The organism is Vibrio sp. V39_P1S14PM300, assembly GCF_009904765.1.
Classification (GTDB): Bacteria; Pseudomonadota; Gammaproteobacteria; order Enterobacterales; family Vibrionaceae; genus Vibrio; species Vibrio proteolyticus.
Map to the genome: position 1 here is coordinate 1 of NZ_WXWP01000338.1, position 13,905 is coordinate 13,905.

General features: G+C 51.4%; 13 protein-coding genes and 1 riboswitch. Of the genes, 11 read left to right on the forward strand and 2 right to left on the reverse strand.

Going from position 1 to position 13,905, the window contains the following annotated elements; all coding sequences use genetic code 11:
* Window positions 1-59 precede the first annotated feature (59 nt).
* A riboswitch (molybdenum cofactor riboswitch) is annotated at window positions 60-197 on the forward strand.
* The 9 genes from moaA (at window position 186) to udp (ending at window position 8,592) form a co-directional block, all read left to right on the forward strand.
* Window positions 186-1,175: a GTP 3',8-cyclase MoaA gene (gene moaA / locus CAG65_RS17595; protein WP_161454459.1), complete on the forward strand. Its 990-nt coding sequence runs from the start codon at window positions 186-188 to the stop codon at window positions 1,173-1,175. It overlaps the preceding riboswitch by 12 nt.
* Before the next feature lie 78 nt (window positions 1,176-1,253).
* Window positions 1,254-1,766 (forward strand): molybdenum cofactor biosynthesis protein B, encoded by a 513-nt coding sequence (gene moaB / locus CAG65_RS17600; protein WP_161454460.1) that lies wholly within the window; start codon window positions 1,254-1,256, stop codon window positions 1,764-1,766.
* 12 nt (window positions 1,767-1,778) lie between these two features.
* The gene (gene moaC / locus CAG65_RS17605) at window positions 1,779-2,258 is read left to right on the forward strand and encodes a cyclic pyranopterin monophosphate synthase MoaC (RefSeq protein ID WP_161454461.1); all 480 of its coding nucleotides are present in this window, start codon (window positions 1,779-1,781) and stop codon (window positions 2,256-2,258) included.
* A complete protein-coding gene (gene moaD / locus CAG65_RS17610; RefSeq protein WP_161454462.1) occupies window positions 2,255-2,500 on the forward strand; it encodes a molybdopterin synthase sulfur carrier subunit in 246 nt (81 codons plus the stop codon). The genes moaC and moaD overlap by 4 nt, the downstream gene beginning before the upstream one ends.
* Before the next feature lies 1 nt (window position 2,501).
* Window positions 2,502-2,957 carry a molybdopterin synthase catalytic subunit MoaE gene (moaE, locus tag CAG65_RS17615; protein ID WP_161454463.1) on the forward strand — a complete coding sequence of 152 codons (456 nt, stop codon included), beginning with the start codon at window positions 2,502-2,504 and terminating at the stop codon, window positions 2,955-2,957.
* Window positions 2,958-3,258: 301 nt separating this feature from the next.
* Window positions 3,259-3,675, forward strand: a complete 417-nt coding sequence (locus CAG65_RS17620) for a CBS domain-containing protein (RefSeq protein WP_021703834.1) — start codon at window positions 3,259-3,261, stop codon at window positions 3,673-3,675.
* Between the two features lie 57 nt (window positions 3,676-3,732).
* Window positions 3,733-5,202 carry an MATE family efflux transporter gene (locus CAG65_RS17625; RefSeq protein ID WP_161454464.1) on the forward strand — a complete coding sequence of 490 codons (1,470 nt, stop codon included), beginning with the start codon at window positions 3,733-3,735 and terminating at the stop codon, window positions 5,200-5,202.
* Between the two features lie 90 nt (window positions 5,203-5,292).
* Window positions 5,293-7,590: a zinc/cadmium/mercury/lead-transporting ATPase gene (locus CAG65_RS17630; RefSeq protein WP_161454465.1), complete on the forward strand. Its 2,298-nt coding sequence runs from the start codon at window positions 5,293-5,295 to the stop codon at window positions 7,588-7,590.
* A gap of 243 nt (window positions 7,591-7,833) precedes the next feature.
* A complete protein-coding gene (gene udp, locus CAG65_RS17635; protein WP_021703837.1) occupies window positions 7,834-8,592 on the forward strand; it encodes a uridine phosphorylase in 759 nt (252 codons plus the stop codon).
* A 53-nt stretch (window positions 8,593-8,645) separates the two neighbouring features.
* Here the strand turns inward: udp and CAG65_RS17640 are convergent, their stop codons facing one another.
* The gene (locus tag CAG65_RS17640) at window positions 8,646-9,455 is read right to left on the reverse strand and encodes a hypothetical protein (RefSeq protein WP_161454466.1); all 810 of its coding nucleotides are present in this window, start codon (window positions 9,453-9,455) and stop codon (window positions 8,646-8,648) included.
* A 209-nt stretch (window positions 9,456-9,664) separates the two neighbouring features.
* Window positions 9,665-11,725: a methionine--tRNA ligase gene (gene metG, locus CAG65_RS17645; RefSeq protein ID WP_161454467.1), complete on the reverse strand. Its 2,061-nt coding sequence runs from the start codon at window positions 11,723-11,725 to the stop codon at window positions 9,665-9,667.
* Between the two features lie 160 nt (window positions 11,726-11,885).
* Between metG and apbC the strand changes: the two genes are divergently transcribed.
* Together apbC and udk are read left to right on the forward strand one after the other, a co-directional pair.
* Complete coding sequence (gene apbC, locus CAG65_RS17650; RefSeq protein ID WP_161454468.1) at window positions 11,886-12,962, forward strand: iron-sulfur cluster carrier protein ApbC; 1,077 nt, start codon at window positions 11,886-11,888, stop codon at window positions 12,960-12,962.
* A gap of 182 nt (window positions 12,963-13,144) precedes the next feature.
* The gene (gene udk / locus CAG65_RS17655; RefSeq protein ID WP_040902226.1) at window positions 13,145-13,786 is read left to right on the forward strand and encodes a uridine kinase; all 642 of its coding nucleotides are present in this window, start codon (window positions 13,145-13,147) and stop codon (window positions 13,784-13,786) included.
* The last annotated feature ends 119 nt before the right edge of the window (window positions 13,787-13,905 follow it).

Here is a 13,905-nt window from a genome sequence, read left to right on the forward strand (position 1 = left end):
GAATCACATACAAATATTAAGTATTTTAATGTTAGCTGCTATTGATAACGACAAGTCATTAGTTGCCATAACTCCGAGCTCTTAAGCTAAGTTCCTGCGGGGGATACGCTGAATGAGCCAGTGGCATTTTGCCACGAGGGCCAGGTTGGAAATGACCTTGCCTCCCGTGTTTGGAAAGGTGTTCCGTGGCGCAACAATTTGAAGATAAATTCCATCGCAAGTTTTACTACTTGCGTCTGTCAGTAACTGACGTTTGCAATTTTAAATGTACTTACTGCCTGCCTGATGGCTATAAGCCTTCCGGGCGTAAAAACTCGTCTTTTTTAACCCTGCCTGAAATCCGTCGTGTGGTAAAAGCCTTTGCGGATTGCGGGACCTCTAAAGTGCGCATCACCGGCGGTGAACCCAGCCTGCGTAAAGACTTCAGCCAGATCATTGAGACGGTCGCCGGTACTGATGGTATCCGTAAGGTCGCGACGACCACCAACGGTTACCGGATGGAGAAACAGGTCGCTGAATGGCGTGAGGCCGGTCTGACACACATTAATGTCAGTGTCGACAGCCTGGATCCGCGAATGTTTCATCAGATAACCGGTGAGAATAAATTCACTCAGGTCATGGCGGGTATCGACCGGGCATTTGAGGTCGGCTTCGAACAAGTTAAGGTTAACGTCGTCCTGATGAAAAACCTCAACCATCAAGAGCTGCCTGCGTTTCTCAACTGGATCAAAGATAAGCCGATTCAACTGCGCTTTATTGAGCTGATGCAGACCGGTGAGATGGATGATCTGTTTAACAAACACCATGTATCTGGCGTGGCCATCCGGAATCAACTGATCGCCAACGGCTGGTTGCTCAAAGTTCGTGCGGCTAACGATGGTCCAGCTCAGGTCTTCGTTCATCCCGATTATCAGGGTGAGATTGGTCTGATCATGCCGTACGAAAAAGATTTTTGTGAGAGCTGTAACCGGTTGCGGGTATCGGCTACCGGTAAACTGCACCTGTGCTTATTCGGAGAACATGGTGTTGAGCTACGTGACCTGCTTGAACAGGATGAGCAGGAGCAGGTTTTGATTGAACGCATCCAGGCCCAGCTACAAACCAAAAAAATCAGCCATTTCCTCCACGATGGCAACACAGGTATGACGCCTCATCTGGCGTCAATTGGCGGTTAAGCCGTCGCCTTTTCTGCCGCTGTCTTGCCGAGAGCGGCGCACGCATCCATTTAAATTTTTATCGAGATAGGTGAACACATGGGTCACGCAGAAACGAAATTTCAACCGGCCAACATCGCAGTACTGACCGTTTCAGACACTCGCACCGAAGAGAATGACACATCCGGCCGCTACCTGGCAGAGCACGCAGCAGAAGCGGGCCACAACGTGGTGGATAAACAGATCGTGATCGATGATATGTACAAGATCCGGGCGATTGTGTCGCAATGGATCGCCGACGACCATGTTCAGGCAGTGATGATTACTGGCGGTACTGGTTTTACATCGCGTGACAGCACACCTGAAGCGCTTCAGCCGCTGTTTGACAAAGAGGTCGAAGGGTTTGGTGAGCTGTTCCGGATGGTGTCGTATGATGAGATCGGGACATCGACGATTCAATCGCGAGCGATTGCCGGTTTTGCCAATCACACGGTTATTTTTGCGATGCCTGGCTCAACGGGGGCATGTCGCACCGGCTGGACGAAGATCATCAAGCAGCAGCTGGATGCCAGCCATCGTCCGTGCAACTTCATGCCTCATCTGGCAGTGTGATCCGGAGGGGTAATGAGTCAATTTACTCACATTAACGCGTCCGGCGAAGCCAATATGGTTGACGTCTCTGCCAAAGCAGAAACCGTACGTGAAGCACGCGCGGAAGCGTTCGTGCACATGGCGGCGGAAACCTTGCAACTGATCGTCTCTGGTCAGCACCACAAAGGGGACGTGTTTGCGACCGCGCGCATTGCGGGCATTCAGGCCGCCAAGAAAACCTGGGATTTGATCCCGCTGTGTCATCCATTGCTGCTGTCTAAAGTCGAAGTGCAGTTGGAAGCGTTGGAAGCGCAAAACATGGTTCGGATTGAGTCGGTATGCAAACTGGCCGGCAAAACGGGCGTGGAAATGGAAGCGCTGACGGCTGCGTCAGTGGCGGCGCTGACCATCTATGACATGTGTAAAGCGGTCCAGAAAGACATGGTGATTGGTCAGGTTCGACTGTTGGAGAAAACCGGAGGGAAGTCCGGACATTTTAAGGCAGAGTCATGATTACAGTGTTATTTTTTGCTCAAACCCGTGAATTGGTCGGTACGGATCAAGTCCAGGTTGAGTCTCGTTTTACTACGGTTGATGCGCTGCGCGAACACCTGGCGGCTCAAGAGGGCAAATGGTCACTGGCGCTGGAAGCCGGTAAATTGCTAGCGGCGGTGAATCAGGCGATTGTCCCGCTCGACACTAAGTTGAACGACGGTGATGAAGTGGCGTTCTTTCCGCCTGTGACCGGAGGCTAAGATGGATCCACGCGTCTCGGTACAGCAACAGGATTTTTCGGTGGGTGACGAATATCAGCGTTTAGCTCAGGGAAGTGCAGCAGGCGCTGTTGTCACCTTTGTCGGTAAAGTCCGGGATATGAATTTGGGCGACAATGTCACGGGGCTGTCGTTAGAGCATTACCCGGGAATGACGGAAAAGTCGCTGCTGAATATCTGCGATCAGGCAGAGCAACGTTGGCCTCTGTTGCACACCCGGGTTATCCATCGTGTTGGTGATCTCGATATTGGGGATCAGATTGTGTTTGTGGGTGTGGTCAGTGCCCATCGCGGCGCGGCATTTGAGGCTTGTGAGTTCATAATGGACTACCTCAAAACTCAGGCACCGTTCTGGAAAAAGGAACGGACGACCAACCAGACTCGCTGGGTTGAATCACGCGATTCAGACACGCAAGCTGCCAAACGTTGGCATAAATAAGTCCAACAAGGCCAACCTCAGGTTGGCCTTTTTGATGCGCGTTATTTAAAGAACTGGACGCGCAGTGAGTTAATCCAAGCTTTGACGGTTTGTTGACCAAGGAAAGTTGCCTGATTTTGGCGTGTTCAACCATACTGATTTCAGGAGCCCATCTCAGGGTGAGCGTCCACAGTGACAGTATGGCTATCAGGTGATAGATGCTGCCTATGATTAAAATTGCTGAATTCCATTTAGTAAAATCAAGAAATTAGACAACAATTAGCGTATAGGCACTGCAAAAATCGCAGCAAAGGAGACGCGCATGGAATTATTAAAAGTCAGAGATTATATGACCCTTCAGGCGGTGACATTCACACCGGATATGTCGTTGAGTGCAGCGCTGGAAAAGGTCATGAACTCGAACTACCTTGGTGGGCCGGTGATCAACGAAAAAGAACAGGTGATTGGTTTCCTGTCCGGGCAAGACTTACTCGATAAACTGATCAAAGTGAGTTATTTCTGCCAGGATACTCACATCGTCTCAGATTGTATGCACCGTGAGGTGTTGTCTGTATCGCCTGACACATCCATCATCGCGCTGGCGGAAATGATGAAAGTGGGTAAGCCAAAAGTGTATCCGGTGATTGATGATGGTAAGTTGGTCGGTATTATCACCCGGCGTGATGTGCTGCGTGCGATCGCTAAATCGATTGATAGTTGCTTCAAAAAGCCCGTTTAATTTATTCCTATCCCTTGAAAGGCGCATCGGCGCCTTTTGTTTTGCTCAGAGCATTCTATGACCGAACACAACGCGAAATTTGTTCAGGGCTCGACCATGAGGCACATCTTAGTGATGTCAGGCGCCGGCTCCGTTGGATTGATGGCGTTGTTTGTGGTCGATCTGCTCGATATGTTGTTCATCAGTATGCTCGGCCAGGTGGAACTCGCCGCGGCGGTTGGCTTTGCCGGCACGCTGGTGTTTTTCTCGACGTCGATTTCTATCGGCGCCTCGATTGCGATGGGGGCGTTGGTATCGAAGGCCATCGGGGCTCATCAGCAGCAACACGCCCGTCAGCTAAGTGTATCGGTGTTAATGACGACGTTTGTGATCAGCAGTGTGGTGGCAGCGTTCATGTTGTGGTTTATGCCTCAGTTGCTGGCGGCGATTGGTGCCAAAGGATACGCCGCCGAGCGGGCTCAGGCTTACTTGACCATCCTGTTGCCCAGTGGGCCGGTTGTCGCGGTAGCCATGGCGGCAGGGGCGGGGTTGCGCGCTGCCGGAGATGCTAAGCGGTCCATGCTGGCGACGTTGTCGGGAGGTATTGCCAATGCGGTGTTGGATCCATTGTTTATCTTCGGTTTTGGCTGGAATGTGGAAGGCGCTGCGCTAGCGTCGGTATTCGCCCGATTTACGGTGCTGTATTTTTCTCTTGCGCCTTTGATTAGAGTGCATCAATTGGTAGCGGTGCCGTCGCTGAACACTTGGCGCAACCACATCCGAGTAATACTGATGATCGCGGTGCCCGCCATTATCACCAATATTGCCACACCGATAGGTAATGCGATCGTTACGTCTTCCATTGCGCATTTTGGCGAGGACTATGTGGCGGGTTTTGCGGTTATCGGGCGGTTGACGCCAGTGTGTTTTGCGGTGATTTTTGCCTTGTCGGGCGCCGTCGGGCCAATCGTCGGTCAAAATTTCGGCGCCCATCGATTCGATCGGGTCAGAGAAACGCTCAGTAATGCTTTGCTGGTGACCACCCTCTACACCTTGTTTATATGTGTCGTCCTCTATTTTTGTCAGGGGCTGATTATTCGTGGTTTCTCCTTGTCTGGTGACGCCGCAGTGCTGGTGGCGGCCTTTTGTACTTATGTGGCGATCAGCTTTATTTTCAATGGCACCTTATTCGTCGCTAACACCTCATTTAACAATCTCGGCAAGCCGCTGTTTTCAACCGCGCTCAATTTAGGCAAGGCGACACTCGGAACCTTGCCGTTTGTCTACCTCGGTGCCGATTGGTTCGGGGCACTCGGCGTGGTGTATGGGCAGGCGGTCGGGACGGTGGTGTTTGGCCTGATCGCGTTGGTGGTGTTGCGCTGGCACATCAATGAACTGATGTCGTCACAGCAGCCCGCGGTGGTGCAAGTAGATCCGTCGGTTACCTGTGTGAACACCCAACCGTTTTGTACTCACGATGCGGTTCTGATCGACGAAGCCGGGGCCGACAGTGAAGTGCTGATCTCACCGGCCGAAAATAAATCCTGAAAAGCGTTGACCTTGGAGTAGAGTCCAAGGTTTATGCTGTGACTGTAATGAGAAAAGTTCTCTTTTTTAGTTGGAAACAGGAGTTCGATTATGTGCAGCAAACACGATGCATGTCGTTCAAATAAAATCGCAATTAACCCTTCTCAGGCTGGTTCATGCTCTAGCCCTAAAATTTCGTCTGTCCACATGGCAGAGGCATCAGATTCCGGCGCCGAATGCTGCAGCAGTCACAGTTGTGCATCGGGAAGCGATCCCGGTGACGAAGACAGCGACGCCGCTAGGGTAGCCAAATACACACAAAGCTGGCAGGTCGCAGGTATGGATTGCCCATCCTGCGCACGTAAAATTGAAACGGCCGTCAGTCGACTCGATGGCATTATTCAGGCGAAAGTGCTGTTTGCCACCGAAAAGCTGGTCGTTAAGTTTGATGACCAACGCCTGGCTCAGGCGGTCGAAGCCGCTGTTGTCGATACGGGGTTTACTCTCGTTTCCAACGCCTCTACGGCAACATCAGCAGACAATGCAGGCTGGCGACATGTGGTTCGCCAGAACGGTCAGATCATTGCGATCGCTACCGCGATGGCCGTCGGTGCACTGCTAAAACCGGTGGTCCCTCAAGTCAGTGAGTGGCTGTTTATCCTGACCTGCCTGATTGGCTTGGCGCCGATCATGAAAAAAGCATTCGCTCTGGCTAAATCCGGTACGCCGTTTGCGATTGAGACACTGATGAGTGTGGCTGCAATTGGGGCGTTGTATCTGGGCGAAACCGTTGAAGCGGCGATGGTGTTGTTGCTGTTTTTGATTGGTGAGCGATTGGAAGCATTTGCCGCCTCGCGCGCGCGCAGCGGCGTGCAGGCATTGATGGCGCTGGTGCCAGAGAATGCGACCAGAATCGATGATGGCCGCCGGGTACAGGTGTTGGCGGCCGACCTTAAACCAGGAGACATCATTGAAGTCGCGCCCGGAGCGCGAATGCCAGCAGATGGTCAGTTGCAGGAATCCTCAGCCAGTTTTGATGAGAGTGCGCTGACGGGGGAGTCGATTCCGGTTGAACGTTTCCTGGGTGACGCCGTGATGGCGGGCGCAGTGGTGGTGGACAAAGTGGTGCGCTTTCACGTGATCTCACGTCAGGGCGAAAATGCCATTGACCGGATTTTGCATCTGATTGAAGAGGCGGAATCTCGTAAAGCCCCTTTGGAGCGTTTTCTGGATAAGTTCAGTCGCTGGTACACACCGCTAATGATGCTGGTGTCGCTACTGGTGATCATCGTACCGCCGCTGATGTTTGCTCAACCATGGGAAACCTGGGTTTACCGCGGATTAGCTTTATTGCTGATTGCTTGCCCTTGTGCACTGGTGATCTCAACGCCAGCCGCCATCACTTCCGGGCTGGCCGCTGCTGCGCGGCGTGGGGCTCTGATTAAAGGCGGTGCTGCGCTAGAGCAGTTGGGTCATATCGACACCATTGCTTTTGATAAAACTGGTACACTGACCAAAGGCAAGCCGGAAGTCACCGACATTGAACCGGTAGAGCAGGTCTCTCTCGCGCAGCTGATGCGAGTGGCCGGAGCGATTGAAGTTGGCTCCAGTCATCCACTGGCGGTTTCTGTGGTCAACAAAGCGCAGCAGATGGGGCTGACGCTTCCGGAAGCCGAGGAGAAACAGGCGTTGGTAGGCAGTGGGGTACAGGGCCGGGTTGAAGGTGAGCTCTATCAAATTCTTGCGCCGAGCAAAGTATCTGTGCCTGTGAGTGCGACGTTGCAGACTCGCATTGAACAATTAGAAGGTGCGGGAAAAACGGTCGTGGTGGTACTGAAGGGTCAGTCTGAAGCGCTGGGTCTGATTGCCTGGCAGGACACGCTGCGCGAAGATGCGGCGCAGGCGATAACGGCACTCAAAGCTTTGGGTATCCATTCGGTGATGCTGACCGGAGACAATCCACGCAGCGCCGCTGCCATCAGCAGCCAGATTGGTATCGATTATCAGGCCGGCTTGTTACCACAGGACAAAGTGCACTACGTAGAAGCGTTATCGCAAAAGGCGAAGGTCGCCATGGTGGGGGACGGCATCAACGATGCGCCTGCAATGAAAGCGGCCAGTATCGGGATTGCCATGGGCGGCGGTACGGATGTTGCGCTGGAGACGGCAGACTCGGCTATCACCCATAACCGACTGGTGGAGCTGCCTGGTATGATTGAACTGTCCCGCGCAACTCTCAGCAATATCCGACAGAACATCACTCTGGCTTTGGGGCTGAAAGGGATATTTCTGGTGACCAGTTTACTCGGCATTACCGGCTTGTGGGTCGCTGTCTTGGCAGACAGTGGGGCCACCGCTCTGGTGACGCTGAACGCTCTGCGCTTACTGAAATTTAACCCTCGTCAGTAAACGTCCACGCGAACTGTCATAAATAGTCGCTACACTGGTTGAGTAGCGGCTATCACTTTTATGCAATCAATTGTCTTTGAGTTGGGATTAAGTGTGATCATGTCGATCATTTAATGAAATGCTAATTATGTTTACGCGCATCATTGTGACTCTAATCACTCTTTGTCAGGCGTTTGTTGGTTAGAGTAGGCAAGTACCCAATGAATCAATACGAGCTGAACAAGCCACTATAAGGAGTCTCTTATGTCTCAAGCAGTTTTCCATCTGGGCGTTACTGAAGCGGATCTTAATGGTGCCACACTGGCGATCATTCCGGGCGATCCGGCACGTGTACAGAAGATCGCAGAGCTGATGGATAACCCGGAATTTCTGGCAAGTCAACGTGAGTACACGGTGTACCGCGCTGAGCTGGACGGTAAACCGGTTGTGGTTTGTTCAACTGGTATCGGCGGTCCTTCTACGTCGATTGCGGTTGAAGAGCTTGCACAATTGGGCGTGCGTACTTTCCTGAGAGTGGGTACGACGGGCGCTATCCAACCACACGTCAATGTGGGTGACATGATCGTCACAACCGGTTCTGTGCGTCTTGATGGTGCGAGTCTGCACTTTGCTCCAATGGAATTTCCTGCGGTTGCCGACTTTGATGTGGCGACCGCAATGAAAGCGGCTGCGATTGATGCTGGCGCAACTGTCCACACCGGTGTGACCGCATCGAGCGATACTTTTTATCCAGGCCAAGAGCGCTACGATACCTTCACAGGCCGCGTTGTGAAGCGCTTCCAGGGTTCGATGAAAGAGTGGCAGGACATGGGCGTACTGAACTTCGAAATGGAGTCAGCGACGTTACTGACCATGTGTGCCAGCTCGGGTCTGAAAGCGGGTTGTGTTGCCGGTGTGATCATCAACCGCACGCAAAAAGAAATCCCGGATCACTCTACGCTGAAAGAAACCGAAGCACGCTCTATCAAAGTTGTGGTAGAAGCTGCGCGTAAGATGCTGTAATTTTTAGCTTCATTGTGAGTGATAAAGCCGCCGGTTCGGGCGGCTTTTTTGTGTCAGGCGGCAATCGCCACTTTGGGTAACGGCAGGTACAATGTTTCCGTCAGCTCAGACAGCATCTGATCATAAACGTTGGCGATGCTCAGCGAAACATCACTGGTCATGGCGTACAGCTGTTCGACACTGATGTCATACGCCGGATTGTCGGTCAGTTCCCCCAGCATATGCATCGCTTTAGAGCAGCCTGGTGAGGCAATCGACAGTGGGCTGATCAGCGCCAGTTGGTTGAGCTTACGGCGCATTTTGTCGCAGTAATATTTGACTCTCAGGGCGCCATCTTCCGTGTGCATATCCTGAATCGAAATGCGCAGCTGAGTCAGCACTTCCATGGAGTCGACTACTTGCTGCCAGTTGAGGTGATATTCGTCACTGAGGTCGTCTCGACCAGACTCTGCCAGCCAGGCCATGGCAATTTCATCCATCAGAAACAAACAGTGCCGAATGGTTTTACCGTGGATCATTTGATTACGGGCAACACTGCGGTCTGACCACTCCTTGTCTAACGCCTTGAGCTTGAGCTGTAAAATCCGGTACATGGGTTTATTTTCGAACTGGGCGGTGGCGATCAGATGGTTGCTGGTCTCCATTAATGCGTCCTGAAGATGGCTGAGCTCGGATTTCGGATTGTGCTCTGACGTCAGGCCCAGATGCGTGGCACTGCGGTGCTGACGGCACTGATGCAGCAGTTGTCGCAGGTCGACCAGCAATTCGTATTTGCGCTGCAGCGAATTTTGTCGTTGCTTGGACAGGTAAAGTAAAACTGCCAGTATGCCGATGGATATCAGCATCGAAATCAAAACAAACATAACCAACTCCTTGTTAATGCCTTTCTACCTCAAAAGGGGTAGCAGACTTAATGCCAAGAAATTAGTTATTTAAAAACAATGAGTTATCTAATTTAAATCCAAGATGTTGCGCTGTTTTGGTGCAAGCTGACCTAAAAGTGTGAACCTGGTCAATAAAAAAGCGCCTGATGTTTCCATCAGGCGCTGGGAGTTACAAGGCTGGCAGTGGGTTACATCACACGCATACCAGGCTGAGCGCCTTCGTGTGGCTCCAGGATCCACAGCTCGCTGCCACCAGGGCCTGCCGCCAGGATCATGCCTTCTGACATACCAAACTTCATCTTACGAGGTTTCAGGTTGGCAACCATAACGGTCAGTTTACCTTCCAGATCTTCCGGTTTGTACGCAGATTTAATGCCAGAGAATACCTGCCGGGTTTCGCCGCCAATATCCAGTTGGAACTTAAGCAGTTTGTTGGCTTTTGGCACTTCTTCGCACGAGATGATACGTGCAATACGCATATCTACCGCGGCAAAAGCGTCAAACTCAATCTCTTCAGCGATAGGATCTTTGTCTAACTCAGTCTGACTCGCTTTGTTCTTTTCCGCTTCTGCTTTTTCTTTCGCCGCCATTTCTGCTGCCGCGTCTTGCTTTGATGCTTCGATCATCGCTTCGATGTTCTTAGGATCAATACGGTTAAACAGGGCTTTGAACTTAGTGATTTCGTGGCCTGTCAGTGGTTGAGCAATGCCATCCCACGTTAGTTCCTGATTCAGGAATGCTTCCGTGCGCGCTGCAAGAGCAGGCATCACGGGTTTCAGGTATGTCATCAAAACGCGGAACAGGTTGATACCAACCGAGCAAATATCTTGCAGCTCTTGATCTTTGCCTTCTTCTTTAGCAACCACCCAAGGTGCTTTTTCATCAACGTACTGATTAGCTTTGTCCGCCAGTGCGGTGATTTCACGGATAGCTCGGCCAAATTCGCGAGTATCAAATAGCTCTGCAATACGATCCGCCGCTGCAACGAACTCGTTGTACAGTTCAGGCTCAGCAAAGTGCTCGGACAGTTTGCCGTCAAAACGTTTAGCAATGAAGCCGGCGTTGCGTGAAGCCAGGTTGACGATCTTGTTAACAACGTCCGCGTTGACGCGTTGGGTGAAGTCTTCCAGGTTCAGGTCAAGGTCGTCGATACGGCTGTTGAGTTTTGCCGCGTAGTAGTAACGCAGGCACTCTGGGTCCAGGTGTTCAAGGTACGTGCTCGCTTTCACGAACGTACCCTTAGACTTAGACATTTTTGCGCCGTTTACTGTGACGTAACCGTGGACGAATACGTTATTCGGTTTGCGGAAGCCAGAGCCTTCCAGCATGGCAGGCCAGAATAGGCTGTGGAAGTAAACAATGTCTTTACCGATGAAGTGGTAAAGCTCCGCTGAGCTGTCTTTGTTCCAGTACTCGTCAAAATTCAGATCATCCCGTTTGTCACACAGATTTTTGAACGAGCCCATGTAGCCGATCGGTGCGTCTAGCCACACGTAGAAGAATTTGTTTTTTTCACCTGGGATCTCGAAGCCAAAATATGGCGCATCACGTGAGATGTCCCATTGTTGCAGGCCTGATTCGAACCATTCTTGCATCTTGTTCGCGGTTTCAGCTTGTAGAGAGCCAGAACGTGTCCACTCTTTAAGCATGCTTTCAAACTGAGGCAGATCGAAGAAGAAGTGTTCAGAATCTTTCATGACCGGCGTCGCACCAGACACGGCCGATTTCGGATTGATCAGCTCGGTCGGGCTATAAGTTTCACCACAATTGTCGCAGTTGTCGCCGTACTGATCTTCCGATTTACACTTCGGACAGGTGCCTTTTACAAAACGGTCTGGCAGGAACATCTCTTTCTCAGGATCAAACAACTGAGAAATAGTGCGGCTGGAGATAAAGCCGTTTTTCTTGAGTTCTAAGTAGATGTGAGACGCCAGCTCGCGGTTTTCTTCCGAGTGTGTGCTGTGGTAGTTGTCAAAGCTGATATCAAAGCCAGCAAAGTCTTTCTGGTGCTCTTCGCTGACGGCGGCAATCATCTCCTCAGGTGTAATACCCATCTGTTGAGCTTTAAGCATGATTGGCGTGCCGTGAGCGTCGTCCGCACAGATGAAGTTTACAATGTTGCCACGCAGGCGTTGGTAACGAACCCAAATGTCCGCCTGGATATGCTCAAGCATGTGACCAAGGTGGATCGAACCGTTAGCGTACGGAAGGGCACAAGTTACCAAAAGTTTTCTTGGATCGTTTGCCATACTTAATATTCGCTTTTCTCGATAGGTATTAAAAAATAGAGAGTAATACTACCTTATCCACACTTTGACTCCAAGGCATCAACGCGCTCAATGCCTTAGTTTTTTCAGGGTTCAGTCTGCGCTGAACGAGTGATAGCATTGAGGGCATCAAGGAGGGCCTATGCGTCAATTTTCATCCAAACAAGATTTGTGTCACTGGCTGAACCAATTTCAGCATTCATCGCTTGTGGACAACTGGGCCGAAGTGCCCGGCTTGGTCACAGTAGAGCCGGATGGTACGTTTGTCATCGCGTTGCCATTTGCCGCCAACGATCTGGTGAGTGAGCTGCAACACTGGATTCGCTCCCAGCAGGACAGTGCTGAGGTCGCTCCGTTTGCTTTCCGGGTGGAAGTGCAGGTGAAAGCGCTAAAAACGCATGTGCCACATGCCGTCAACGGGGTCAAAAACGTCATCGCGGTGACCTCCGCCAAAGGCGGTGTCGGAAAATCAACTACGGCCGTCAATCTCGCGCTGGCCATGGCGCGCTCCGGGGCCAAGGTGGGGCTGCTGGATGCTGATATTTACGGCCCATCCGTGCCGATGATGCTCGGTCAGATGACGGCTGCGCCTAAAGTACGCGACAACAAATGGATGCAGCCCGTCGAGGCGTACGGTATCTACACTCACTCGATCGGTTATCTGGTTTCCAGCGATGATGCCGCCATCTGGCGTGGTCCCATGGCATCCAAAGCGCTGGCGCAACTGCTGAACGAAACAGAATGGCCGGAGTTGGATTATCTGGTGATCGACATGCCGCCGGGTACTGGTGATATACAATTGACCTTATCACAGCAGATTCCGGTTACGGGGGCGTTAATCGTGACGACGCCTCAAGATCTCGCTTTGGCGGATGCACGCAAAGGGGCGGCTATGTTTGCCAAAGTGGATGTGCCGGTGATCGGGTTGGTGGAAAACATGAGTTACCACATTTGCAGCCACTGTGGCGAAAAAGAACATCTCTTTGGTGTGGGTGGTGCGCAGAAGATGGCGGCAGAATATGATCTGGCCATGCTGGCACAGATCCCATTGCATATTCGGCTGCGTGAAGATGTGGATTCTGGCTGTCCGACGGTGGCCGCAGAGCCGGAAAGCGAGCATGCCCAGCCCTATTTCTCTCTGGCGGAAAGCGTGGGCAGTCGGCTGTTCTGGCAAGGGGAAGCTAAACCGGACGCAATCAGTTTCACATTGGTGGAGTGAGGTTTAGGGCAAAATAAAAAGGACCGTACGAGATCACATATTCAATGTAATCGTTTGTATGGCGCTTTGTTATTCAATTTGGCCAAAAGCGGCGATTTAAATGGTTTTGCGACTAGTATCCACTAGTCGCAACCCCTATAATCAGGCGGTTTATCTAATCACATCATCATCGGGTGCAACTAATGTCTGATAATAATCAATGCGTCATCGTAGGTATTGCCGGCGCGTCTGCTTCTGGAAAGAGTTTGATCGCCAGCACGATTTATAATGAGCTACGTGCCAAAGTGGGCGATCATCAAATTGGTGTTATCACGGAAGACAGCTATTACAAAGACCAAAGCCATCTGAGTATGGAAGAGCGAGTCAAAACCAATTACGACCACCCGAATGCCCTCGACCACGACCTTCTTTGTGACCACCTTGAAAAGCTGACCCGAGGCGAAGCGGTCGATGTGCCAGAGTACAGCTACACAGAACATACCCGCACCGAACATACCTCCACATTAACGCCAAAGAAAGTGATCATCCTGGAAGGCATTCTTTTACTGACAGACCCACGTCTGCGTGATCTGATGCATGCAACCGTGTTTATGGACACACCGCTGGATATCTGTTTGCTGCGCCGTGTTAAGCGTGATGTGGAAGAGCGTGGCCGGACCATGGACTCGGTACTGAAACAGTATCAAGCGACTGTACGCCCGATGTTCATGCAGTTTATCGAGCCGTCGAAACAGTACGCGGACATTATCGTACCTCGTGGTGGTAAAAACCGCATTGCGATCGATGTCTTGAAGGCTCATATTGCAAAACTTCTGAAAGCTTAATCGTTTATCGCAGTTCTGAGCTTTATTTTTTATGAGATAAGTGGCACTTTAGGTGCCACTTTTTTTATATAACGACTAACCTGAAAAATGTCTCCTTCCTTAACAAGCTCAATCAAGCA